Annotated in this window: 26 protein-coding genes; 16 read left to right on the forward strand and 10 right to left on the reverse strand. The window is 49.1% G+C overall.

Annotated features, from left to right (window positions below; translation table 11 throughout):
- Positions 1 to 47 precede the first annotated feature (47 nt).
- Positions 48 to 1,304: a mechanosensitive ion channel family protein gene (locus BFV64_RS26145; RefSeq protein WP_023330557.1), complete on the forward strand. Its 1,257-nt coding sequence runs from the start codon at positions 48 to 50 to the stop codon at positions 1,302 to 1,304.
- Between the two features lie 154 nt (positions 1,305 to 1,458).
- Here the strand turns inward: BFV64_RS26145 and cspE are convergent, their stop codons facing one another.
- Positions 1,459 to 1,671: a transcription antiterminator/RNA stability regulator CspE gene (gene cspE, locus BFV64_RS12505; RefSeq protein ID WP_014884103.1), complete on the reverse strand. Its 213-nt coding sequence runs from the start codon at positions 1,669 to 1,671 to the stop codon at positions 1,459 to 1,461.
- Between the two features lie 492 nt (positions 1,672 to 2,163).
- On the opposite strand from cspE, the gene BFV64_RS12515 reads away from it, so the two are divergent.
- Positions 2,164 to 2,769, forward strand: a complete 606-nt coding sequence (locus BFV64_RS12515; protein ID WP_032629007.1) for a hypothetical protein — start codon at positions 2,164 to 2,166, stop codon at positions 2,767 to 2,769.
- A 63-nt stretch (positions 2,770 to 2,832) separates the two neighbouring features.
- Here the strand turns inward: BFV64_RS12515 and BFV64_RS12520 are convergent, their stop codons facing one another.
- Together BFV64_RS12520 and BFV64_RS12525 are read right to left on the reverse strand one after the other, a co-directional pair.
- The gene (locus tag BFV64_RS12520) at positions 2,833 to 3,492 is read right to left on the reverse strand and encodes a DsbA family protein (protein WP_014884106.1); all 660 of its coding nucleotides are present in this window, start codon (positions 3,490 to 3,492) and stop codon (positions 2,833 to 2,835) included.
- Between the two features lie 129 nt (positions 3,493 to 3,621).
- A complete protein-coding gene (locus BFV64_RS12525; protein WP_014884107.1) occupies positions 3,622 to 4,101 on the reverse strand; it encodes a MarR family winged helix-turn-helix transcriptional regulator in 480 nt (159 codons plus the stop codon).
- Positions 4,102 to 4,241: 140 nt separating this feature from the next.
- Here BFV64_RS12525 and BFV64_RS12530 point away from each other — a divergent pair, with 140 nt between their 5' ends.
- Together BFV64_RS12530 and BFV64_RS12535 are read left to right on the forward strand one after the other, a co-directional pair.
- Positions 4,242 to 5,063 (forward strand): alpha/beta fold hydrolase, encoded by an 822-nt coding sequence (locus tag BFV64_RS12530; RefSeq protein WP_014884108.1) that lies wholly within the window; start codon positions 4,242 to 4,244, stop codon positions 5,061 to 5,063.
- Between the two features lie 76 nt (positions 5,064 to 5,139).
- Positions 5,140 to 5,907, forward strand: a complete 768-nt coding sequence (locus tag BFV64_RS12535) for an alpha/beta fold hydrolase (RefSeq protein ID WP_069602132.1) — start codon at positions 5,140 to 5,142, stop codon at positions 5,905 to 5,907.
- A gap of 254 nt (positions 5,908 to 6,161) precedes the next feature.
- Here the strand turns inward: BFV64_RS12535 and BFV64_RS12540 are convergent, their stop codons facing one another.
- Together BFV64_RS12540 and BFV64_RS12545 are read right to left on the reverse strand one after the other, a co-directional pair.
- Positions 6,162 to 7,181 (reverse strand): NADP-dependent oxidoreductase, encoded by a 1,020-nt coding sequence (locus tag BFV64_RS12540; protein ID WP_069602133.1) that lies wholly within the window; start codon positions 7,179 to 7,181, stop codon positions 6,162 to 6,164.
- A 99-nt stretch (positions 7,182 to 7,280) separates the two neighbouring features.
- On the reverse strand, positions 7,281 to 8,060 hold the full coding sequence (locus tag BFV64_RS12545; protein WP_069602134.1) for an SDR family NAD(P)-dependent oxidoreductase: 780 nt from the start codon (positions 8,058 to 8,060) through the stop codon (positions 7,281 to 7,283).
- A gap of 237 nt (positions 8,061 to 8,297) precedes the next feature.
- On the opposite strand from BFV64_RS12545, the gene BFV64_RS12550 reads away from it, so the two are divergent.
- From BFV64_RS12550 to yedF, 3 genes are all read left to right on the forward strand, one after another.
- Entirely contained in the window at positions 8,298 to 8,846 is a 549-nt protein-coding gene (locus BFV64_RS12550) for a TetR/AcrR family transcriptional regulator (RefSeq protein ID WP_069602135.1), read from the forward strand.
- 177 nt (positions 8,847 to 9,023) lie between these two features.
- Positions 9,024 to 10,235, forward strand: a complete 1,212-nt coding sequence (gene yedE, locus BFV64_RS12555; RefSeq protein WP_023338394.1) for a selenium metabolism membrane protein YedE/FdhT — start codon at positions 9,024 to 9,026, stop codon at positions 10,233 to 10,235.
- On the forward strand, positions 10,232 to 10,465 hold the full coding sequence (gene yedF, locus BFV64_RS12560) for a sulfurtransferase-like selenium metabolism protein YedF (protein ID WP_014884113.1): 234 nt from the start codon (positions 10,232 to 10,234) through the stop codon (positions 10,463 to 10,465). The genes yedE and yedF overlap by 4 nt, the downstream gene beginning before the upstream one ends.
- Positions 10,466 to 10,659: 194 nt before the next feature.
- Here the strand turns inward: yedF and BFV64_RS25650 are convergent, their stop codons facing one another.
- Positions 10,660 to 10,830, reverse strand: a complete 171-nt coding sequence (locus BFV64_RS25650; RefSeq protein WP_154816661.1) for a hypothetical protein — start codon at positions 10,828 to 10,830, stop codon at positions 10,660 to 10,662.
- Between the two features lie 145 nt (positions 10,831 to 10,975).
- Positions 10,976 to 11,608, reverse strand: coding sequence for an outer membrane protein OmpW (ompW, locus tag BFV64_RS12570; RefSeq protein WP_014884115.1), 633 nt, complete (start codon positions 11,606 to 11,608; stop codon positions 10,976 to 10,978).
- Positions 11,609 to 11,889: 281 nt separating this feature from the next.
- On the opposite strand from ompW, the gene BFV64_RS12575 reads away from it, so the two are divergent.
- From BFV64_RS12575 to yciA, 4 genes are all read left to right on the forward strand, one after another.
- Positions 11,890 to 12,294, forward strand: a complete 405-nt coding sequence (locus BFV64_RS12575) for a YkgJ family cysteine cluster protein (protein ID WP_014884116.1) — start codon at positions 11,890 to 11,892, stop codon at positions 12,292 to 12,294.
- A 25-nt stretch (positions 12,295 to 12,319) separates the two neighbouring features.
- The gene (locus tag BFV64_RS12580) at positions 12,320 to 13,063 is read left to right on the forward strand and encodes a YciC family protein (RefSeq protein ID WP_014884117.1); all 744 of its coding nucleotides are present in this window, start codon (positions 12,320 to 12,322) and stop codon (positions 13,061 to 13,063) included.
- Between the two features lie 58 nt (positions 13,064 to 13,121).
- Positions 13,122 to 13,661, forward strand: a complete 540-nt coding sequence (locus tag BFV64_RS12585; protein ID WP_014884118.1) for a septation protein A — start codon at positions 13,122 to 13,124, stop codon at positions 13,659 to 13,661.
- 104 nt (positions 13,662 to 13,765) lie between these two features.
- Entirely contained in the window at positions 13,766 to 14,161 is a 396-nt protein-coding gene (yciA, locus tag BFV64_RS12590; protein WP_008502796.1) for an acyl-CoA thioester hydrolase YciA, read from the forward strand.
- A gap of 35 nt (positions 14,162 to 14,196) precedes the next feature.
- On the opposite strand, the gene tonB is transcribed toward yciA, so the two are convergent.
- A complete protein-coding gene (gene tonB, locus BFV64_RS12595) occupies positions 14,197 to 14,919 on the reverse strand; it encodes a TonB system transport protein TonB (protein WP_045135474.1) in 723 nt (240 codons plus the stop codon).
- A gap of 89 nt (positions 14,920 to 15,008) precedes the next feature.
- On the opposite strand from tonB, the gene BFV64_RS12600 reads away from it, so the two are divergent.
- The 4 genes from BFV64_RS12600 to BFV64_RS12615 all read left to right on the forward strand — a co-directional run bounded on the left by BFV64_RS12600 (position 15,009) and on the right by BFV64_RS12615 (position 18,944).
- Complete coding sequence (locus BFV64_RS12600) at positions 15,009 to 16,580, forward strand: recombinase family protein (protein ID WP_069602484.1); 1,572 nt, start codon at positions 15,009 to 15,011, stop codon at positions 16,578 to 16,580.
- 339 nt (positions 16,581 to 16,919) lie between these two features.
- The gene (locus tag BFV64_RS12605) at positions 16,920 to 17,417 is read left to right on the forward strand and encodes a PH domain-containing protein (RefSeq protein WP_004898926.1); all 498 of its coding nucleotides are present in this window, start codon (positions 16,920 to 16,922) and stop codon (positions 17,415 to 17,417) included.
- A 210-nt stretch (positions 17,418 to 17,627) separates the two neighbouring features.
- Entirely contained in the window at positions 17,628 to 18,251 is a 624-nt protein-coding gene (locus tag BFV64_RS12610; RefSeq protein WP_042947327.1) for a recombinase family protein, read from the forward strand.
- 330 nt (positions 18,252 to 18,581) lie between these two features.
- Positions 18,582 to 18,944, forward strand: a complete 363-nt coding sequence (locus BFV64_RS12615; RefSeq protein WP_012967828.1) for a protease inhibitor I42 family protein — start codon at positions 18,582 to 18,584, stop codon at positions 18,942 to 18,944.
- On the opposite strand, the gene BFV64_RS12620 is transcribed toward BFV64_RS12615, so the two are convergent.
- The gene (locus BFV64_RS12620; RefSeq protein WP_069602136.1) at positions 18,937 to 19,308 is read right to left on the reverse strand and encodes a hypothetical protein; all 372 of its coding nucleotides are present in this window, start codon (positions 19,306 to 19,308) and stop codon (positions 18,937 to 18,939) included. The genes BFV64_RS12615 and BFV64_RS12620 overlap by 8 nt on opposite strands.
- A 1,267-nt stretch (positions 19,309 to 20,575) precedes the next feature.
- On the opposite strand from BFV64_RS12620, the gene BFV64_RS25385 reads away from it, so the two are divergent.
- Positions 20,576 to 20,830, forward strand: a complete 255-nt coding sequence (locus BFV64_RS25385) for a hypothetical protein (RefSeq protein ID WP_137984538.1) — start codon at positions 20,576 to 20,578, stop codon at positions 20,828 to 20,830.
- 38 nt (positions 20,831 to 20,868) lie between these two features.
- Here the strand turns inward: BFV64_RS25385 and BFV64_RS12635 are convergent, their stop codons facing one another.
- Entirely contained in the window at positions 20,869 to 21,849 is a 981-nt protein-coding gene (locus tag BFV64_RS12635) for an IS5-like element ISKpn26 family transposase (RefSeq protein ID WP_000019445.1), read from the reverse strand.
- Positions 21,850 to 21,854 lie beyond the last annotated feature (5 nt).

Raw genomic sequence — 21,854 nt, forward strand, 5'->3', positions numbered from 1 at the left:
CCTGAATGAGGTTAATACAAAATGGCATACGATTCAGGCGATAAGCGGTGGTGTACTTGGATTATTTATTAACATTCATAGAAAGCAATCCGGCTCTGGCCATTGGATTTAATCTTATTCTGCTGGTCATCTCTGGTTTCTTTGCGCACCTGATGTGCAAATTCCTGCTCATAAAAATCGTTCGTAAGGTCTTCTTTTCCAGCCACAAACAGGATGTCCCGCTGGAAAAAGATCGTCGTATTGCCGAGAAGCTGTCAAATTTCATTCCGGTTATTATCGTTTATTACGTCCTGCAGTTTATGCCCAATATGCCGGCATCGCTGGTGACGGCAATAAATACCATCTGTGGGATTTTATTCTTTATTTTTCTGTCGGTTTTCTTCAATGAGATGCTGGATATTGTCAACAGCTCTTATTTACGCAAGACGAAGCGTAAAAATCACTCTATCAAAGGCTATATTCAGATAGGGAAAATATTTATCCACATCATCGCTGCGATCATGATCCTTGCCGTCATGTCGAATAAATCCCCTGCGATCATTATTTCCAGCCTCGGGGCCGTAGCAGCCGTACTGATGTTAGTCTTTCAGCACACCCTGCTTTCGCTCGTGGCCAATATCCAGCTTTCGTCAAATGATGTCCTGCAGTTGGGGGACTGGATTGAAATGCCCGATAAGAACCTGAGTGGCGAAGTGACCGACATAGCGCTGCACACTATTACCATCCGTAACTGGGATAACACAATCTCGCGTATCCCGACCAAAAACTTCCTGACCGAAACGTATACCAACTGGCAGGCCATGTTTTCGTCAGGGGCACGCCGGATTATGCGCAGCACCACTATCGATCAGCACTCCGTTAAATTCCTCACTCAGGAAACGCTGGCCCCGATGCTGGCCCTGCGCGGCACGAATGAACCGCTGGCAAAGCTCATCGACGGGCGTGATCCCATGGGCGTACCGGACAGTTGGTTTATGGATAATGGCCTGACAAATTTAACGCTTTTTCGGCACTACCTGATGGCATGGCTCGCCGATCGGCCTGATATTATCAAAGATATGTATATTGTCGTGCGAACGCTAAAGCCTACGCCGTCGGGTATTCCCCTGGAAATTTATTGTTTTACCTCATCCGTACTGTGGATGGAGTATGAAAATACCCAGTCAGCGATATTTGAATACATCACCGCTGTCGCCGGTCAATTCTCGCTCCGCTTATATCAGCATCCGGCTGGTCATGATTTCTGGCGTTTATCACAGGAATACAGCCTTCGGGACCGCATCCCGCCTCCGGGTGAAGGATAATTGTCTCAGAAAACAGGTCGGCTAAACAGAATAACAATTTTCCTGGAGCCATAAAAAAACCCGCACTCGGCGGGTTTTTTGTTATCAGTGAAGCTTAACTGCTCAGACTCGCGTCTTCATCGCTATCGTAAGGGTCATTGATAACAGGCGCGACTTACAGCGGAGAAACATTACCCGCTGCCGGGCCTTTAGCGCCATTTTCAATGGTGAAGGACACTTTCTGGCCTTCATCAAGCGATTTGAAGCTGTCGCTCTGAATAGCAGAGAAATGTACGAATACATCTTTGCTGCCGTCGTCAGGCGTGATAAAGCCAAAACCTTTATCAGCGTTAAACCATTTTACTAAACCAGTCATTTTATTAGACATAGATAATTCCTTATTTTTTGAGCCACTAAGCGCGGCGATGATGGCCTGTATTTAGAGAGTAACTTATTTGGCACTTAGGAGGAGGCTCACGAAGAAGAGTATCTATTGATAACACCTGAACTGAGGACTGCTTTACTAAACTGCGTTTATAAGGTCTGTATTCCAAACCGATGACGCTATTTAGGCACAGAAAATTTTTTTAAGCAAAGTTTTTATTTTTTATTATAACCGCTTAAACACCCGGACGGCTGAATGGCTATGGAAACTAAAGCCGCTGGGGCCATGTATTCGCATCCTGTGATAGCCAAAGCATATTGCCTCTTTTAGTGACGGAGAGCTCCCTGAAAGGGGGGATCTTATCGGCACAGAGTGAACGCACCCTCGCTAAGTAGCTCAATATGCTTAAAATTCATGCCTATAGCGCACAAAGTGAAATAGATTTTCGTTCGAAGCCACTTATCATAGATGTTTTGAATGAAAGTGGTGGTGTTAATGTCTGTGCTCAAAAGCTTTTTCTTCTTTCTTTTCGCGTCAGCAGCCTGCTCCTTGCCCGTACTTTGTCTGTGGGCGGATATCTCTTTATTTAATCTGGATATACCGGAGATATCGCTGACCGAAATTGTGCAGGAATCGGTTTTAGTGAGCATCGTATTTATTCACTTCCTGCTGGCGAAGAAATGGGAATTCATGCGCTATTGCAACATCCTGATCGGCGGCTTTTTCCTCTCCATGCTGATTCGCGAACTGGATGCATTTTTTGATCTTCTGGCTCATGGAAGTTGGGTGTGGTTTGCACTACTTTCCGCTATTTGCGCTTTGCTTTATCCCGTTATCCATTTCCGACTTACTCTTACGCAACTGACCCACTATACCCGTACCCCGTGGTACGGCATGATGCTCAGTGGTCTGCTGGCAGTCCTGGTTTTCTCCCGGCTGTTTGGAATGCACGAATTATGGTACGCGATACTCGATCAAAGCTACGTCAGGGTGGTCAAGAATGTCGTGGAGGAAGGCAGCGAATCATTCGGGTATATGCTCTGCCTTATCGCATCTGCAGGGTACTACTGCTCTTTCCGTTCCCTCTCCCGCCAGAAATGATTCGGGCATTCGAACAGGTGATAAACGAAGCTCCGGTGTGTAAAACCGGAAGCCTCGTTTTGGCTACGCAAGCTTTGCCAGCGCCTCGCCGATGCTTTTTGCTCCACCGTAGAGATCGTGGCCGCTGATAATGTGCTCAGTGCTGTCAACCGTAACCAACAGCAGCGGAACCCCCCTGAAACCTTTTTGATTCATAAGACGCTTTACGTCAGCGATCCTGTCGTCCGTCAGGCTGCGAAGCGCGTTATCGGCATCAAGCCGGCCGGCAAAGTCATTAGGGTTGAGGTCAACGTTATTTTCCCGAGCCCAGGCGATGCCGATCTCTTCCACCACATCACTTTGCGCGGTATCACGCCCCAGTACATAGCGGGCATGTTGCAGTGCACGAAGCAGCCCTGCCTCTGCCGCCGGGCTGATTTCATGAAAAGCCGTAAGTGCCCGGTTCATAAACGTCGAATCAAAGCGCGCACCTGAGTTCAGGAGCTGGTGATAGCTCTCACTGAATGGCTGACCGGTCAGCGAAGCGATACGCCGATCGTTTGTCCACGCATATTCTGCCCATTGGGCGGTGATGTGCCGGGCACCCTCATCACAAAAAAGACCGCTGGGCATTAACGTGAGCTTTTCGATGTAATGTTGTGCCAGATAATTCAGGGCGGGCGAGCTGGCATAACACCAGCCGCAAAGTGGGTCAAAAAAATACTGTAGATTGTCAATGCGCATGTGGTATCCCCTGGGAATCATTAGCCCTCATCATAATGAGATTCCTCAATTCGAAAAACAGCCCTCCAGTAAATTCAGTGTTTCATAGAGCGTACGAATGGACAGTATGTCTCTGCCCGAATGACCCCATCAGGCCAGGTCATTGGCGTCCGGTTTCTGCGCACGGTGGATCTTGTCACGGATCTTATCGACTGATGCTTTGATGTCAGCAATGATGTCGGCGTCCATCCCCAGGGTATCCACAATACAGCGCGTGATAGTGCTGGTCTCGCTTTTCAGCGCCTCCCCCTTCTCCGTCAGGTGGATAAGCACTTCGCGCTCATCCTTCGGATTACGTGTCCGGGTGATCAACCCCGCAGTCTCCAGCCGCTTCAGTAAAGGGGTCAACGTACTGGACTCAAGAAAAAGAATTCCACTCAGTTCCTTCACTGTTCGCCCATCCTGATTCCACAAGGTAACCATCACCAGATACTGGGGATAGGTCAGGCCAAGCTTATCAAGCATGGGACGATAGAGCTGAGTAAAAGCATGTCCCGCAGAGTAAAGAGAGAAACAGAGCATACCGTGCACATCTGGCAGGGAATCCTCGGAATTAGTGTGTTTAGTCATATGTCCTCCAGTCCCCTTAAAATAATTTGCATACGATTTAATTGCAAGCGATTGACAAAGGCAAAAAGGGTTGCCATATTCGTTTGCACACAAACAAATCGCACACAAACAAATAACACAACACATAACAGGAGTACAAAATGACAACTTTCATCACCAAAGACGGAACAGGCATTTTTTACAAAGACTGGGGTTCAGGTCAGCCTATCCTCTTCGCTCACGGATGGCCGTTATCGTCTGATGCCTGGGATCAGCAAATGCTGTTTTTCAGCCAGAATGGTTTCCGGGTCATCGCGCATGACCGTCGCAGCCATGGGCGTTCAGACCAGACTTTCCACGGCAACAATATGGATCAGTATGCGGACGATCTCGCTGAGCTGATTGAGTCGCTGGATCTGAAGGATCTGATTTTAGTGGGTCACTCCACAGGGGGCGGCGAAGTTGCACATTATATCGGCCGTCATGGTACCTCACGCGTGGCTAAAGTCGTTCTGGTCGGCGCAGTCCCTCCTCTTATGCTCCGGACGGATGCCAATCCAGACGGTACTTCGATTGAGGTGTTTGATGCTATCCGCGAAGGCACGGCCAAAAACCGCTCACAGTTTTACTTTGACCTGACAATTCCGTTCTATGGCTTTAACCGTGACCATGTCCCTACCAATGACGGGTTACGGGAAAACTTCCGCAGAATTGGCCTGCAGGGCGGCATTAAAGGGCAATATGACTGCATCCATGAGTTCTCTGAAGTCGATTACACACGCGACCTGCAGCAGATTGATCGCCCTACGCTGATTATTCATGGCGACGATGACCAGATTGTCCCCATTAAGGCATCCGCACACCGCGCCGCTGAGATCGTTGCGAATGCGACGCTGACGATATATGCCGGCGGTTCACATGGACTGGCGGAGACAGAGGCCGATCGCTTTAACGCTGACGTACTGGCCTTTATTCGCGGCTAACCAGGTGGCCTGTTTCAGACAGGCCACAATCCCCCCTACGCATACCCTTTAAACTGTATTGAAAAGAGGAATGATCATGTCCAAATTTGCTGCCTCCCTTGCCGTTGCCGCCGTTCTGCTGTCTGCCAGCGCAATCGCCGAAACCGCTAAGCCGACCGTTGTCCTGGTTCATGGTGCCTTTGCCGACTCTTCTAGCTGGAATGGCGTTACCCGGATCCTGCAAAAGGATGGATACAATGTCGTTGCTGCCGCGAATCCGCTGCGCAGTGTTTCGGGTGATGCGGCTTACGTCTCTTCTGTGGTGAACAACATTAAGGGGCCGGTCGTCCTTGTCGGGCATTCCTATGGTGGCCAGGTTATTACGAACGCGGCCCGTGATACAAACAATGTCAAATCGCTGGTTTATGTCGCCGCATTTGCTCCGGACGCGGGTGAAGCCGCGGCCGACCTGGCAGGGAAATTCCCTAGCGGCACGCTTGGTCAGGCGCTTGCCACACCGTTGAAGCTGGCTGATGGTAGCGTCGATCTCTCCATCGATCGGGCGAAGTTCCACCAGCAATTCGCGCATGACGTTTCAGCTGAAGAGGCGGCGCTGATGGCCGCAGGGCAAAGACCGATTACCGAAGCGGCTTTAACTGAAAAATCGGGTGCGCCAGCCTGGAAAAAACTGCCCTCTTACTTCATTTACGGTGACGGCGACAAGAATATCCCCGCCCAGGGTTTGCGATTCATGGCTGAACGCGCGGGATCAAAACACACCGTTGTAATTAAAGGCGCATCCCATGTCGTGATGGTTTCACATCCCCAGGATGTCGCCACACTTATCGAGGAAGCGGCGAAGTAAACATCACTCTCCCGCCCCGAAAGCCACCCCTCGCCTGAGGGGTGGCCATATCCGTAATGCCCAGGTTTTAATCCCGCGCAGAGTACAACGTATATTGGGTTCATCCTTCCCCCGACTCACCAAAACGTAGCGAAATATCCACACCTTCAGTAACAAGGTCCGGCAGCATAGGGGGGCAATGCGCAGGGTTCCACTCAGTGCATCACCATTATCTGCGGTCCGCCGCTGCAACGGCGCTCAAGCCTTCGTAGCTATCACCCATGAACTTTAACGACGACTTTCCCCTTTGCATGCCCTCGAGCCAGATAGGTGAAGGCGTCGCTCGTTTGGGCAAAGGGGTAAACCTTGTCGATTACGGGCTTGATGAGTTCAGCGTCCATGAGTTCACCGATTTGGCTGAGCTGGCTGCCATCAGGGCGAACAAAGAGAAACGAATAGGTCAAACCTCGCTTTTTTGACAGCCGCATGATTTTGCGGCTCATCAGCCCTAATACGGAACGCAGGAAAACATTAAGGTGTCGTTCCCGCGCGAAAGCAGCATCTAACGGCCCGATCAGGGAAATAATTTTCCCTCCCGGCTTAAGGATTTGCGTGGATTTCTCAATCGCGTCACCTCTGACAGTACCGAGGACAATATCGTAGCCGCTCAGTACTTTTTCGAATTCCTGCTTTCTATAGTCAACGACGTCATCTGCACCAAGGCGGCTCACCCAGTCAATGTTGGCTGCGCTGGTGGTCGTCCCAACCGTTGCACCAAAGTGTTTCGCCAGCTGGATAGCAAAACTGCCGATTCCACCGGATCCGGCAGGGATAAATACTTTCTGCCCCGCTCGCAGCATCGCGCGTTCTGTCAGCGCTTGCCAGGAGGTGAGACTGACCATAGGAAGTGACGCGGCCTGTACGAAATCCAGACTGGCGGGTTTTAACGCCGCAAGGCTTTCTGGCACCCGGACAAATTCGGCCAGCGACCCCGTTCCCCTGTCAAAAATACTGGCGAAAATCTCGTCGCCTGCCTTGAATCGCGTCACGCGACGTCCTGTGGCAACGACAACGCCGGACACATCACTGCCCAAGGTCGCGGGGAGACTGAAATGCAGAACGCGTTTGAACATGCCGGTCGGGATCATGTTATCGATTGGGTTCAGACCTACTGCATACACTTTGACCAGAATTTCATCATCACCGGGGGACGGAAAATCGACGTCATCGATCCCCAGTCCCGGGGATTTACCATAGCGTTTAAACGTAAACGCTTTCATCGTCTTCTTATTCATTTGTCTTTTACTCTGCCGGGTTTGCCTGTGGCATGTTTCTTAACAACGCTGTTGCTGAGTGAAAAAACGATACTCAGTCCTATGCCGAATCCCTCCTGACTACACTTTGTAGCGCTCTGCCACGTTAGCCTGGTTGATGTCCGCCAGCAGAGCCTGACGCGTCCTCTCCAGGTCATCCCAGTGGGCAGCGTGTTGTAAAGGAGGGATGGTGACGAGTTCGCGACGGTCAAAGCCCGCCAGGGCTGCGTCAACTAACTGATCCACTTCCATCATCTCGGGCGCCTTACTGATATCAATACCGGCACGTTCCCAGATTTCGGTGTAAGTGCCGGCCGGAAGTACCGCCTGGACGTAAACGCCTGCGGAGGACAGCTCAAGATGCAATCCCTGCGACAAGAAAAGCACGAAGGCTTTGGTTGCACCGTAAATCGACATGCCAAATTCCGGGGCAAGCCCAACGACTGAACTGATATTGACGATCGCACCTTCTCCGGCGTTGACAAACCTTGGTGCCACGGCACTGGCAAGTCTCGTCAGCGCGGTGACATTCAGGGCGATAAGACGCTCAATTGCCTCGGACGTCTGGCCGATAAAATGGCCCGACTGTGCGATGCCGGCGTTATTGATCAGCACCCCTATTTTTTCGTCTTCACGAAGACGCGTTTCCACCGTCGCTAACTCCGCTGCCTGAGTGAGATCGGCAGGCAGGACATCTACAGAAACGCCCTTCTCCTGTCTCAGACGTTCGGCAAGTGCGTCTAATTTTGTTTTATCCCGGGCAACCAGAATCAGGTCATGTCCACGGCTTGCAAACCTTTCCGCATAAACAGCACCAATACCCGTCGATGCGCCTGTAATGAGAACTGAAGTTTTCGTCATGTGTGATCTTCTTTATCAAATGTTAAACAGAATCTGCACCGTTCGATGCAGGTAAATCCGGGAGATATCCGGCTCTCTTTGCTGATCTCAGCCAGACTGACAGAGCGTGCCTTTCTCTGCGAAGCGCTGTCGGAGATACAGATTTAATGATGATGATCATAATCTATAAAGTCAACTGGTTTGATTATGATCATCATCAATGTATAATTGAGCCTTGTTTTATAGGGGGTGGGCAGCATGAAAGTGTCAAAAGAGCAGGTCCGGGAGAACCGGATGCGCATAGTTGAAACGGCATCCGAACTTTTTCGTGAACGCGGCTATGACGGCGTGGGCGTGGCGGAGCTGATGTCTGCTGCGGGTTTAACCCACGGCGGATTTTATAAGCACTTTGGTTCGAAGGCCGACCTGATGTCAGAGGCCATGAATTGCGGGTTTGTGCATGCCGCTGAAAACCTGGCGGGTGTAGATCGAGACAAATTCATTGAATATTACCTCTCCCGGCAGCATCGCGATGATATGGCCGGAGGTTGCGTGATGTCTGCCCTGGGCACGGACACCGCACGCCAGTCCGAGTCCATCAAAGAGACATTTGCAGCCGGGGTTGAACGTCAGCTGGCAATGTTAAGCGACGAAAATGTCTCACGTGCTGACCTGATAAACACCTTTGCACATCTTGTCGGGGCTCTGGTGTTGTCCCGTGCCTGCCCGGATAATTCCGCGCTGGCTGCCGAAATTCTGGATGTCTGCCGCTCTCGCATTTTGAGTAAGGCTCCGCGAAAGGAATGAATATTTTGCAGCCGGGGGTGTGATTGCCGGGAAATAACCGGAAGATTTAATGACGGAGGTCATAAAAAATGACGCTATCCCGGAGAGTAGGTTTGGAGAGGTTTTAGAGTAAGCCAAAAAGTTATATATTCCGGCCCGTTAAATCCAAATACACCTTCTGAGTTCAGAGGTTTACTCATGTCATGGCAATACTTCAAACAGACTTATTTAGTTAAGTTCTGGTCACCTGTTCCGGCCGTTATCGCGGCAGGCATTCTCTCTACTTATTATTTCGGCATTACCGGTACCTTTTGGGCCGTGACCGGCGAGTTTACCCGCTGGGGTGGTCAACTTCTGCAACTCGCTGGCGTGCATGCCGAAGAGTGGGGCTACTTTAAACTCATTCACCTGGACGGTACTCCGCTTACCCGCATCGACGGAATGATGATCATCGGGATGTTCGGCGGCTGTTTCGCGGCGGCGCTGTGGGCAAATAACGTCAAGTTGCGCATGCCCAAAAGCCGTATCCGCATTATGCAGGCGGTCGTCGGCGGGATTATTGCCGGGTTTGGTGCTCGCCTGGCGATGGGCTGTAACCTTGCCGCGTTCTTCACGGGTATTCCGCAATTTTCACTGCATGCCTGGTTCTTTGCCGTCGCCACCGCGATTGGCTCTTACTTCGGTGCAAAATTCACCCTGCTGCCGCTGTTCCGTATTCCGGTAAAAATGACCAAAGTTAGCGCGGCGTCGCCGCTGACCCAGAAGCCGGACCAGGCGAAACGCCGTTTTCGCCTCGGTATGCTGGTCTTTTTTGCCATGATCGCGTGGGCAATCTGCACAGCGCTGAATCAACCGAAACTCGGCCTGGCGATGTTGTTCGGCGTAGGGTTCGGTCTGCTGATCGAACGCGCGCAGATCTGCTTTACCTCTGCGTTTCGCGATATGTGGATCACCGGACGAACCATGATGGCAAAAGCGATCATTGCCGGTATGGCGGTGAGCGCCATCGGCATTTTCAGCTATGTACAACTCGGTGTTGAACCGAAAATCATGTGGGCCGGTCCTAACGCGGTGATTGGTGGCCTGCTGTTTGGCTTCGGAATTGTGCTGGCAGGCGGGTGTGAAACCGGCTGGATGTATCGCGCCGTCGAAGGCCAGGTGCATTACTGGTGGGTCGGCCTTGGTAATGTCATTGGTTCAACCATTCTGGCGTACTACTGGGATGATGTCTCACCTGTACTCGCAACAAACTGGGATAAGGTCAATCTGTTGAGCACCTTCGGTCCGCTCGGCGGCCTGCTGGTAACCTATGCCTTGCTGCTGGTCGCTTTTTTACTGGTTGTCGCGCAGGAGAAACGTTTCTTCCGTCGCACCACCGCTAAACCTGAAACGCAGGAGAACGCTGCATGAAAGAGATCGTGCCTGATTATCGACTGGATATGATCGGCGAACCCTGCCCTTATCCGGCAGTGGCTACCCTTGAAGCGCTACCGCAGCTTAAAAAAGGGGAAATTCTGGAGGTGGTGAGCGACTGCCCGCAATCCATTAACAACATTCCGCTGGATGCTAAAAACCATGGCTACACGGTGCTGGATATTCAGCAGGACGGGCCAACAATCCGCTATTTGATTCAAAAATGAACGTTCAGGCCTCGTCAGAGGCCTTTATCGCATTGAATTATAAGACCTCTTGATCGAGGGCAAAGCCACCGCATCTGACTTAAGTAAAATCTCATATCCATTTTGAAGGAGGTTTTCGCAGTTTGATGTATTTACGAGCTTTACTGGTTTTCGCCTTATTGATTCCCTTTCACGTGCTGCCCCTGAATTTCTCTTCAACCTTCCTGCGCCTTAACTGTCCGGAAAGAGGACTTGTCGAGGTTATCCTGCACGTTTACGACCATACGCAGGAACGGTGGCGCGGCCAGTTTGAAACCGGCGCAGGGCACAAGCGCGCGGGTGACACGGAAATTATCCCGTTTGCCAACGGTGATATTCTGTTCCATTCGGTGTCCAGCGATGCATTCAGCTATTTATATGATGGGGAAACGCGCCTCAGGCACTGCCTTAAGCTGGACGAACGACCGGTTTATCCGTCGTTTTAAGAGTGCGATGCAAACTGGCCACCGCGTGGCCAGTTTAACCGGGGGATTAGAAACGATACCCCGCAGAGAACATAAACACCCACGGGTCCAGTCTCGTGTTGATACTTTGCTGCTCACCGCCCGCTTTAAAGCGTACGTCTGTATCAATGTCCATGTACCAGACTGAGGCGTTGATCAGCCAGTCACGGTTAATCAGGTAATCCAGCCCCACCTGTCCCGCCATACCCCATGAATCTTTCAGGCTGAGGTCAGTCAGACCGGCCTCTTTACCGGTATCGTTAAATTTCTCATCGAAGAAGGTGGTGTAGTTTACACCGGCGCCAATATACGGACGCACCTTGCTGCTGGCATCGCCAAAGTACCATTGCGCCATCAGCGTTGGCGGTAAATGGTGTACGGTGGCGATATCACCGGTTGCCCCCAGACCGACGCGATGACGGAACGGCGTTGCCGCCAGAAGCTCGACACCAATGTTATCCGTCGCCATATAAGTGAACGTTAAGCCTAACTGGGTGTTATTACTGACGTTAAAACCGCCCATACCCAGCACGTTATCAGAGCCCTCAGTTGGGCGAACCGTGGCCGAACCGGCACGAATAAAGAATTCACCTGCTTCGTGCGCGTACGCGCCGCCAGAGAGACTGCTTAATACAAGGGCTGCCACCGCTAATTTTTTCATATCCGCTCCATCGTTGTGGTTTTAATCGCGGGTGAGAATATACTCACAAATGAGTAATAAGTGATCTGCCACAGATCACATTAAAACCAGTAAGTTAACATTCATTGATCTGGGTTAATTTTTTGTGGCGCTTTGAAAGGCAGCAAGTTGTTTCCATGTCAATTTTTGGCATTTCACAGTTACAAAATTTTCTCTTTTCCCCCTCTTGCTCTTCCTCAGGCGGCTGGCTAATTTATCGCTCTCACAAATTGATTTGATGCGTTCTTTTTTGCAGGTGTGCCATGAGTGAAGTTAACCCGTGCATGACGTGCGGAGCCTGTTGTGCGTATTTTCGAGTCTCTTTCTACTGGGCCGAGGCCAGCGATGGCGGCGGTACCGTTCCGGTTCATCTCACTGAGCCGTTAACCCCTTTTCTGCGCTGTATGCGCGGCACGAACCAAAAACAAGCCCGCTGCGTCGCGCTACAGGGTGAACCCGGGGTCTCAACCCGGTGTTCCATCTATGAGGATCGCCCCAGCCCCTGCCGGGAATTTGCTATGTCAGGGGAAGACGGGCAGGTCAACGACGCCTGTAATCGCGCCCGCGCACGGGTCGGATTACCGCCGCTTTACAAAGATATGCTTTTCCATACAAGCCTTGATGCTGCCACAGCAGGTGCATCCGGTGTACAATTGCCGGCTAATTAACACCTGCAATACTCAAGGAGAGTGCATGTCTATCACGGCGAAGTCTGTCTACCGTGACACGGGAAACTTTTTCCGCAATCAGTTCATAACTTTTTTACTGATCGCGTTGCTTTGCGCCTTTATCACTGTGGTGCTGGGCCATGCCTTCTCACCGAGTGATGAACAGATTGCCAGCCTGAGCCAGGGTGACAATCTGGCAGGAAGCGTCGGGTTGTTTGAACTGGTGCAAAACATGACGCCAGAGCAGCAGCAAATCCTGCTGCGGGCTTCAGCCGCATCGACGTTCTCTGGTCTCATTGGTAATGCGATTCTGGCGGGCGGCGTTCTCCTGATGATTCAGCTGGTGTCAGCGGGCCATCGGGTCAGTGCCTTACGGGCGATTGGTGCCAGTGCCCCCGTTTTGCCGAAGCTGTTTATCCTGATCTTCTTAACCACCCTGCTGGTGCAGATGGGGATTATGCTGGTCGTGGTGCCGGGCGTGTTGCTGGCTATCGTGCTCTCTTTTGCCCCGATCATGATCGTGCAGGACAAAATGGGTATTTTTACCGCAATGCGCAGCAGCATCAGGCTCGCATGGGCGAATATGCGTCTGGTAGCCCCTGCCGTGATCGGCTGGCTGCTGGCGAAAACGCTTCTGCTCCTGTTTGCGCCGAATTTTGCGGTTTTAACGCCTAATGTTGGCGCGGTAGTCGCGAATACGCTGAGCAACCTGATTTCAGCGGTACTGCTGGTCTATCTGTTCCGCCTGTATATGTTAATTCGTCAGTAATCCTGATGCCGGGAGCATGACCCGCTTCCCGGCTCAACAGAGAAGATGGAATCACAGAATGAAGCAGTTTCTTGATTTTTTACCGCTCGTGGTCTTTTTCGCGTTTTATAAGCTGTATGACATCTATGCTGCGACCACTGCGCTGATTATCGCGACCGCGGTTGTGCTGATCTACAGCTGGGTACGTTATCGTAAAGTTGAAAAAATGGCGCTGGTCACGTTCGTGCTGGTCGCTGTTTTCGGCGGGCTGACCCTGTTCTTCCACAATGATGAATTCATCAAGTGGAAAGTCACGGTGATATACGCGCTGTTTGCAGGCGCATTGTTAATCAGCCAGTGGGTTATGAAAAAACCGCTTATTCAGCGCATGCTGGGTAAAGAGCTGACGCTGCCGCAGCAGGTCTGGTCCCGACTGAATATCGCCTGGGCGGTGTTCTTTATTCTTTGCGGTCTTGCCAATATCTACATTGCCTTCTGGTTGCCGCAAAACATTTGGGTCAACTTTAAGGTCTTCGGCCTGACCGCCCTGACGCTGATTTTCACCCTGCTCAGCGGCGTTTACATCTATCGCCATATGCCGCAGGACGATAAGCACTAACTGCTGGTTGACCAGAACGTGTTCGACAGGCGTTCTGGTCTATTCTCTCCGCTGTGAAATCATAGTAGCATCCCGCCTGAAGTCTTCCGTTACGAGTTAAAACAATGACAACAACTAACGCCCCTCAGGGCGAACTGGTTTTACGCACACTGGCAATGCCCGCTGACACCAATGCCAATGGCGATATTTTTGGCGGCTGGCTGATGTCGCAAATGGATATGGGCGGCGCAATTCTGGCAAAAGAGATAGCTCATGGACGCGTGGTAACCGTGAGGGTCGATGGAATGACCTTCCTGCGCCCGGTAGCGGTAGGTGACGTGGTGTGCTGTTACGCGCGCTGCGTCAAGCGCGGCAATACCTCCATCTCTATCAACATTGAAGTCTGGGTGAAGAAGGTCTCTTCAGAACCGATTGGACAGCGCTATAAAGCTACTGAAGCACTGTTTATTTATGTGGCAGTGGATAGCGAGGGTAAACCTCGTCAGCTTCCACAGGCCTGATTATCTGACAAAAAAGCCTCCATCCGGAGGCTTTTTTATTCCATCTGCGCCCCGCCGTTCAGGCGGAAGACAATGTTCACGATCAGTCCGCTACCCGGTTTACCGGCTTCGTAGCGCCATCTGCGCATCGCCGATTTCACTTCGCGTTCAAACATATTAGAAGGCTGAGCGGACAAGATTTGCACGTTATCAACGCGGCCATCTGCGGTAACGTCAAATTTCACCCGTACGCGACCTTCAATACGTAAAGCCTGCGCTCGCGCCGGATACTGAGGCTGGTTTCGGCTCAGTGCTCGTGGGCCCGCTGGCGCGGCAACCGTTGGTTTTGGTGCCGGTGCGGAGTTGTTCATCACCGGACGTGAAGGTGCTGTATTCTCAACCGTCTGGGTCGCGCGTGGCTCAACCGGACGTTCTTCGCGTTTCGGACGCTCCTCGACCTTCTTAACCGGTTTTGGCTTCGGCTTAGGTTTGGGCTTCGGTTCAGGTTTATGGATCACCACCGGGGCTTCCTTCGGTGGCGCCGGAACAGGTTCGGGTTCTGGCTCCGGTTCAGCAACCGGCTGTGGCGGTGGCGGCGCGACCTGCGGCGGCTCGAGATCCGCTGGCGATACCATGGTCACCGAAATCGGCTGCGCGGGTGCGGGCATTTCAATAACCTGATGAACCGAGGTATAGAGCAAACCCGCCACGACAGCACCGTGAATCACGACGGAGAGCAGCGTCGGCCAGGGAAAGCGGCGAGGTAAATCAAGGGTCATTGTATTTGAGCTATTCGGCGAGGTAGCATAAGCCATAGTTTTTCAAGGTTCTTTGCTAATTGATAATCATTTACGTCGAGTCTATCACTATGCGTCAAGTAATTACATACCTTCGTTTCAGCAGTAAGCCACAAGAACGTGGTGACTCAATACGCCGCCAGAAAGGTCTATTTGAGAGATGGCTGAAAGATAACCCTGATGCAAAAGTTGTCGATGAATTCTCAGATGAAGGTGCATCGGCATATCACGGTCACCATCTGAAAGGCGATTTTGGACGAATGCTTCAAAACATACAGGATGGTAGGTACCTGTCAGGGCAAACTGTCTTACTTGTCGAATCAGAAACCCGTCTTAACCGACAGAAAGCACGTAATACCGAAAACCTTGTAGACCTCATTACGGGTAAAGGTGTTGATGTGATTTGTCTCGAATCAGGCAAAATCTACACCAGCACCAATATTGATGACCTTGATACATCTATTCAGTTGAAGATAGCCGCACACATCGCACATCAGCAATCAAAAGAGAAATCAATCAAGGTAAGTGCTGCATGGGAGCATAGAGCACAGCTTGCATTAGAAGGCAAACAGCAACTGACTAAAAATGTCCCAGGCTGGATAGACCCTGATACTCGTAAACTTAACGAGCACTCATCAACCGTTGTGACAATTTTCGATTTGCTCCTTTCTGGTGAATCTCTTCACAACATTGCTCGTTACCTTCAGGCAAACAACATTAAGTCATTCTCTCGACGTGAAAAAGCGAATGGCTTTAGTGTTCACTCTGTCCGTACTATCTTACGCTCTGAGTCAACCGTTGGAACACTGGCAGCATCCAAGCGTAATGACCGCCCCGCTATCCCCAACTACTATGAACCAGCGATTGATGTTGCCACCTTTAATAAGGCTCAGGAGATTCTGTCAAAAAATCGTGTTGGCAGAGCGCCAGCCAGTGACAATCCAATTACTATCAACCTATTTAAGGGAATCATTCGCTGTCAATGCGGTGCCTCAGTACATCCCACAGGCGTCAAGGCAACCTATCAAGGTGTTTACCGTTGTAACAATGTCCCTGATGGACGTTGCAATGTTCCTACCATTAAACGTAAACCCTTTGATAAATGGATGCTTGATAACATCATTGGCTTCCTTGAGAGGTCTGATGGTAACAACACCGATAAACGAAAAGCTGAGATTGAGTATCAAATCTCGTTAGTCACCAGCAAGCTAAAAAAGGCAACCACCCTGCTTCTCGAACTGGATGATGTTACAGAGCTTAAAGAACAGGTCAAAGAACTGAACATTCAACGCAGTAACTTGCAAAGTGAATTAGACGAACTCAATCAGCGTGAAACATTGAGTGATAAGCCGTTGCATCACCTGTCGGAGATTGACTTGACGACCAAAGCAGGAAGAGTAGAAGCACAACTCATACTGTCAAAATTCGTACAATCCATCGAGCTGCAACGTGAAATGATAATAATCACGCTTCGAAACGGTACTGTAATTGGAAAATCAAGAGACTTATCTCCTGTGTTATCACGGGATTTAATGAAGCAAGTTGTATCATCCCCGTCACCTACAGACATCGACATGTTCAGCGTCATTACATCTGATGAAGAGTTCAGGAAGTCAGGTAAGCAGGTTACAAAACGTTCTTAGCAAGAGATTTTACGCTATGACCTGACGGCTTCCCTTTTTCATCTTTGAAAAGTGCATAAATAAACACCACAACCCTGATAATACTGCAAAAACCGCATAAATAATCACTTTATTAACAGGGTTTATCAGTGTATCAAGGCATCTGAATTTTCACCATCAGCCCAGTGATACCAACGGTTGAGGGCGTTTTACTGTTTCACGTAAGGCTACAGGACTGATTCTGTTAGTTTACTCACTGATGCTCAGAGGATGTCACTAAAAATCGGCTGACACTATGTATTTACAAACAGAAAACATTTTATAATGTTTCGGATTATTACTATTGCGAAGGAATTGTGCATGGCAAGTTACGTTGATTCAAACTTATCCAAAGGTGAAGAGGTTATCGTGAGGGCACATGTCTCATGGTTATCATTCCTTATCACTATTATTGTTTCGCTGTTCTTTCTTTTCATTGCTTTTGGTGGATTCATGGCATCGGCAGCAGCGAAAGAAGGGGAAGCTCATCCAAATAGCGTAGGCTGGGTCTTTCTGTTTCTGGGGCTGTTTATGCTGCTTAATGTTGTTGTTAAGGTTGCAACAACGGAACTCGCGCTGACCAACAAACGTATCATTGCAAAATTCGGTTTTATTCGTCGCTCAACCATCGAGTTGCGCCTTGAAAAGGTTGAAAGTATCAGTATCAATCAAGGGCTTTTAGGGCGCTTGCTGGGTTACGGTACGGTTGTTGTAAAAGGAACTGGCGGTACAGGTACGCCGATTCCATCAATTAAGAAACCTCTTGATTTCCGCAGAATTGTTAACAATTTCTTAGAAGAAAAAGAAACCTCGGCTTAATAAATTTTTCTGGGGCTTCCTCTTTAGGTTGCCCCTCAATCTCCGCTTACCCCTTCTTTTTTCTCCTGTCATTTTTTTGGTCTGGTTAAGGTATACCTCAACAGGTACCGAATTAGTGAACCAGTTCACCCCGAAAATGAGTTATTGGACCACTCAAATCAGACTGTTATAATTGAACCACTTTAAACAGACTCACAAGGGTTCACTATTATGACTACACGTGTTTATGCTTACCTCAGAGCTTCGACGAAAGAGCAAGACGCCTCACGAGCTAAACAGCAGCTTGATGAATTCGCTCAATCCAACGGTATGACAATTGCCACGTACTTCACCGAGAATGAATCAGGTGCATCTCTTCAACGTCCTGAACTGTTCAGACTGCTTGAGATTGCACAGAAAGGCGATGTGATGCTTGTGGAACAAGTAGACCGTCTGTCTCGCCTTAGTGGTGAAGATTGGAACAAGTTGCGTTCACTCATCAACGAGAAAGGTGTGAAGGTTGTAGCGCTGGACTTGCCCACCAGCCACCAGTTGATTCAATCGGGTGATGAGTTCACTAACCGTATGCTGGAGGCTTTGAATGGTATGATGCTTGACATGCTGGCAGCTATTGCACGTAAGGATTACACCGACCGTAAGAGAAGACAAGCTCAGGGGATTGTTAAAGCCAAAGCTGAAGGCAAGTTCAAGGGGCGTCCAGAAGACACTCAGCGGAATGAGAAGATAGCCAAGCTGTTGCAGGCTGGTATGTCGTACAGTGACATCATGGACACGGTGAACTGTTCACGTGCGACTGTTGCAAAGGTGAGTAAGAGTCTCAAAGAATTAGCTTAATTTGGAGTCGCGCCCTGCATCTTAGCGGGGATTTCTTGTTGATTTCATTGTAGATATGTTGAGAAATTGCTTGTTAACCGCTACTTTCTCAGGTTCGCCTTCTAAGCAGGTATTCATCTGCTCATCAAATCTTCCAGACCCTCATAGATATGTTCCATAGTGTATGAATATTGGACTATCAAACGACCTTACCCAATTTTGGGAAAAATAAGATTAATGCCATTCGAGATGGATTCATAGTCTGCCATGATTCATTCATGCAGATGGCAAAACAGATATTGTTGTATCACTGGTTTTTTGGTCGATTTATATGTGAAAAGGAAGAGTAACATGAACAAAGTTAAAGCTGTTGTTTTCGGAGTTATGATGTCCGCTGCTATAACTGCTAATGCTGCAAACGAAACTACCACTGTAACAGGTGAAGTCGGTAAAGATGTCAAACTATCCCTTGAGTCCAATCCGACTACGGGTTACGGCTGGATGATTAAAGACCTTCCTGACGGATTGATTTTCGTTTCTGGAGGATATGAGCAGTCAAAAGACTGTCCGAAAGGTGCCGTAGGGTGCGGTGGTGAAGAAGTGCTTCACTTCATTGGTGAAAAGAAAGGGGAAAGCACACTAAAACTCATTTACGGTCAGTCATTTAACAAATCAAGCTGGCAGGAAAAAGAAGTTAAAGTTGTGATTAAGTAATCTTGCCCTCCCTCTTTGTTTTCACAGGGAGGGATGTATCATCTACTCGCAGCCTAATACCTTTGAAAAATACCGCTGCAATTGTATAGGCAGAGCTAAAAGGTTTAATGTCTGGATCCGGCTTATGCTTACCGTTATCCCTGTACCATTGTTTCTGGCATTCAACACAAGCCATGCAGCTTGAGTAATGCTCACTAGCACCATGTCTCTTGCACATGTGAACAAAGAAACGCTGACCGCGTGCTCTGGCAATCTTTGCCGCAGCAGTTTTTCGGATGGTGAAGTCTTCTGTACCAGTCAGAAAGATGAATTGATTAGTTGGCTGAATAGCCTTATCAGGTAAATCGAAAGGTAGAACGCTCATAACACTGTTTGTCCATGTTCAAAAGTTAATCAAGTCCACTAGCAGAAATCACCAGTGAAAGAAAAACCCTTGCCGTGTAAGCGTTATGTGCTGCTGTTTCAGGGTGTAGGCAGCGATTGGAACCGATAATAAGTGATAGCTGTAGGTTGGTCACATTTGGGGTGTGAATCCTTCACCGTTCATCGGTCTGTTATTTGATGATTGCTAATCGGGTGGGCTTACTGGAATCTGTTACAAACTCAACTAAATGAGCCGTTACAGCAGAATTACCACATCGTTTCCGACGTTTCACATTCATCTCCTAATAGACTGATTATTCTATCAAAGATGATGGTTTGATGCAATTATAATCTGAGCTGGTTTAGCACTCGCTGAGGGATTCTGATAGGCTATCTGAATAGATTACAAGGCGAAAGCAAGAAGCATGACAACGCGAAGCCATGCGAATGTTGAAAGGATAATTCCTTGATTGGTGATTCCACATCTTAACAGTAATCTTTAAAGGTATTGATTAAGTATCTTTGAATAGATAATAAGATTTCAATGGCTTTTGGCGTAAGCCATTTTCTTATTGCAACATTCAATTAGTGATAATCAGAAAACTTTAAAGACAATCTGAAAAGGTCTAAATGCATTATATCAATCTTAAAAAATCCGTCAATAGCAAAAAGTGCTAAATATGCTTTTCCACCCTGCCAATAATAACCATCCATCAATTTCAGTAATAACAAAATACCACTGGACAAAAACACAGTTACGTATGATAATAATACAGTAATGCTCATTTATCAAAATCGGTCAACAGGGTCTTAGATATATGAGAATAGCTGGCAGGTCACTTTCTCAGGTTTTATCATGGGGGGGGTGACCTTTCCTGTTTAAGGATTATTAATATGAATGAAGAAATACTTTACTATCGTAGCTGAAAAGACACATCAATTCTACATGCAGTATAAGAGCCTCTCCGAATTAACAGGAATTACACCTCCCTCTGATTACATCCCGCCTCGTATGATGACTAAAACCAGACGGTACGAAATCATTAAAGCTATCTGTCAGAAACTGAAACCCCTTGACAGAATTTAACAACATGTTAACATTTGTATATTGAATTGATTTCCTGACAAATTAATGGCTTTCCTGTGGCATCCTTCCTCGAAGACAGGTTAGCCAACCCCTTACACATTCCAGATGACACTACACGGGTTACGTAAAAGACGGCCTGTGTGGTGTATTTTTGTATCTGAATTTCACGAGAGCGTTAATAATGAATAGTCCTACACAGAAACGAATTGAAATCGAATCACATTTCATCCCCAAAATTAAAGCCGCACTGGAAAATATCGAAGATGCAAAGGATATTTACAACGCAGACAGCCTGAATAAAGATACTCTTATTGCTATCAAGACTAAGGAAGGTGCGAATAAGCAGGTCATTTCTTCCCAAGCTGACTCGCTGATTAAAATTTCGCGGATCTGGGCCGATTTTTTTCCCGCAAACACATCGAATCAGCCTATTTAGGCTATTTTTTCCACCATTTCTGGCGTTATTTCCGGTTTTTACTGAGATCTCTCCCACTGACGTATCATTTGGTCCACCCGAAACAGGTTGGCCAGGGTGAATAACATCGCCAGTTGGTTATCGTTTTTCAGCAGCCCTTTGTATCTGGCTTTCACGAAGCCGAACTGCCGCTTGATGATGCGAAACGGGTGCTCCACCCTGGCACGGATGCTGGCTTTCATGTATTCGATGTTGATGGCCGTTTTGTTCTTGCGCGGATGCTGCTTCAAGGTTTTTACCTTGCCGGGACGCTCGGCGATCAGCCAGTCCACATCCACCTCGGCCAGCTCCTCGCGCTGTGGCGCTCCTTGGTAGCCGGCATCGGCTGAGACAAATTGCTCCTCTCCATGAAGCAGATTACCCAGCTGATTGAGGTCATGCTCGTTGGCCGCGGTGGTGACCAGGCTGTGGGTCAGGCCACTCTTGGCATCGACACCAATGTGGGCCTTCATGCCAAAGTGCCACTGATTGCCTTTCTTGGTCTGATGCATCTCCGGATCGCGTTGCTGCTCTTTGTTCTTGGTAGAGCTGGGTGCCTCAATGATGGTGGCATCCACCAAAGTGCCTTGGGTCATCATGACGCCTGCTTCGGCCAGCCAGCGATTGATGGTCTTGAACAATTGACGGGCCAGTTGATGCTGCTCGAGCAGGTGGCGGAAATTCATGATGGTGGTGCGATCCGGCAGGGCGCTATCCAGGGATAATCGGGCAAACAGGCGCATGGAGGCGATTTCGTACAGGGCATCTTCCATGGCACCGTCGCTCAGGTTGTACCAATGCTGCATGCAGTGAATACGCAGCATGGTCTCCAGCGGATAGGGCCGTCGGCCATTGCCCGCCTTGGGATAAAACGGCTCGATGACAGCGGTCATATTCTGCCATGGCAGAATCTGCTCCATGCGGGAGAGGAAAATCTCTTTTCGGGTCTGACGGCGCTTAGTGCTGAATTCACTATCGGCGAAGGTGAGTTGATGGCTCATGATGT

The sequence above is a fragment of the Enterobacter kobei genome (genome assembly GCF_001729765.1).
In the GTDB taxonomy this organism is placed as follows: domain Bacteria; phylum Pseudomonadota; class Gammaproteobacteria; order Enterobacterales; family Enterobacteriaceae; genus Enterobacter; species Enterobacter kobei.

Excerpts from the sequence above, each read along its gene's own strand:
- BFV64_RS12620 (WP_069602136.1), bottom strand. The coding sequence starts at position 19,308 with ATGAGCGTTCTACCTTTCGATTTACCTGATAAGGCTATTCAGCCAACT.
- BFV64_RS12540 (WP_069602133.1), bottom strand. The coding sequence starts at position 7,181 with ATGAATAAGAAGACGATGAAAGCGTTTACGTTTAAACGCTATGGTAAA.
- BFV64_RS12575 (WP_014884116.1), top strand. The coding sequence starts at position 11,890 with ATGAGTGAAGTTAACCCGTGCATGACGTGCGGAGCCTGTTGTGCGTAT.
- yedE (WP_023338394.1), top strand. The coding sequence starts at position 9,024 with ATGTCATGGCAATACTTCAAACAGACTTATTTAGTTAAGTTCTGGTCA.
- BFV64_RS12530 (WP_014884108.1), top strand. The coding sequence starts at position 4,242 with ATGACAACTTTCATCACCAAAGACGGAACAGGCATTTTTTACAAAGAC.
- BFV64_RS12585 (WP_014884118.1), top strand. The coding sequence starts at position 13,122 with ATGAAGCAGTTTCTTGATTTTTTACCGCTCGTGGTCTTTTTCGCGTTT.
- BFV64_RS12545 (WP_069602134.1), bottom strand. The coding sequence starts at position 8,060 with ATGACGAAAACTTCAGTTCTCATTACAGGCGCATCGACGGGTATTGGT.
- BFV64_RS12615 (WP_012967828.1), top strand. The coding sequence starts at position 18,582 with ATGAACAAAGTTAAAGCTGTTGTTTTCGGAGTTATGATGTCCGCTGCT.
- BFV64_RS12520 (WP_014884106.1), bottom strand. The coding sequence starts at position 3,492 with ATGCGCATTGACAATCTACAGTATTTTTTTGACCCACTTTGCGGCTGG.
- BFV64_RS12535 (WP_069602132.1), top strand. The coding sequence starts at position 5,140 with ATGTCCAAATTTGCTGCCTCCCTTGCCGTTGCCGCCGTTCTGCTGTCT.
- BFV64_RS12515 (WP_032629007.1), top strand. The coding sequence starts at position 2,164 with ATGTCTGTGCTCAAAAGCTTTTTCTTCTTTCTTTTCGCGTCAGCAGCC.
- BFV64_RS12600 (WP_069602484.1), top strand. The coding sequence starts at position 15,009 with ATGCGTCAAGTAATTACATACCTTCGTTTCAGCAGTAAGCCACAAGAA.
- BFV64_RS12635 (WP_000019445.1), bottom strand. The coding sequence starts at position 21,849 with ATGAGCCATCAACTCACCTTCGCCGATAGTGAATTCAGCACTAAGCGC.
- cspE (WP_014884103.1), bottom strand. The coding sequence starts at position 1,671 with ATGTCTAATAAAATGACTGGTTTAGTAAAATGGTTTAACGCTGATAAA.
- yciA (WP_008502796.1), top strand. The coding sequence starts at position 13,766 with ATGACAACAACTAACGCCCCTCAGGGCGAACTGGTTTTACGCACACTG.
- BFV64_RS12550 (WP_069602135.1), top strand. The coding sequence starts at position 8,298 with ATGAAAGTGTCAAAAGAGCAGGTCCGGGAGAACCGGATGCGCATAGTT.
- BFV64_RS12605 (WP_004898926.1), top strand. The coding sequence starts at position 16,920 with ATGGCAAGTTACGTTGATTCAAACTTATCCAAAGGTGAAGAGGTTATC.
- yedF (WP_014884113.1), top strand. The coding sequence starts at position 10,232 with ATGAAAGAGATCGTGCCTGATTATCGACTGGATATGATCGGCGAACCC.
- BFV64_RS12610 (WP_042947327.1), top strand. The coding sequence starts at position 17,628 with ATGACTACACGTGTTTATGCTTACCTCAGAGCTTCGACGAAAGAGCAA.
- tonB (WP_045135474.1), bottom strand. The coding sequence starts at position 14,919 with ATGACCCTTGATTTACCTCGCCGCTTTCCCTGGCCGACGCTGCTCTCC.
- BFV64_RS12525 (WP_014884107.1), bottom strand. The coding sequence starts at position 4,101 with ATGACTAAACACACTAATTCCGAGGATTCCCTGCCAGATGTGCACGGT.
- BFV64_RS25650 (WP_154816661.1), bottom strand. The coding sequence starts at position 10,830 with ATGGAACAGAATATCACCGTTGGCAAACGGGATAATTTCCGTGTCACC.
- ompW (WP_014884115.1), bottom strand. The coding sequence starts at position 11,608 with ATGAAAAAATTAGCGGTGGCAGCCCTTGTATTAAGCAGTCTCTCTGGC.
- BFV64_RS12580 (WP_014884117.1), top strand. The coding sequence starts at position 12,320 with ATGTCTATCACGGCGAAGTCTGTCTACCGTGACACGGGAAACTTTTTC.
- BFV64_RS25385 (WP_137984538.1), top strand. The coding sequence starts at position 20,576 with ATGAATAGTCCTACACAGAAACGAATTGAAATCGAATCACATTTCATC.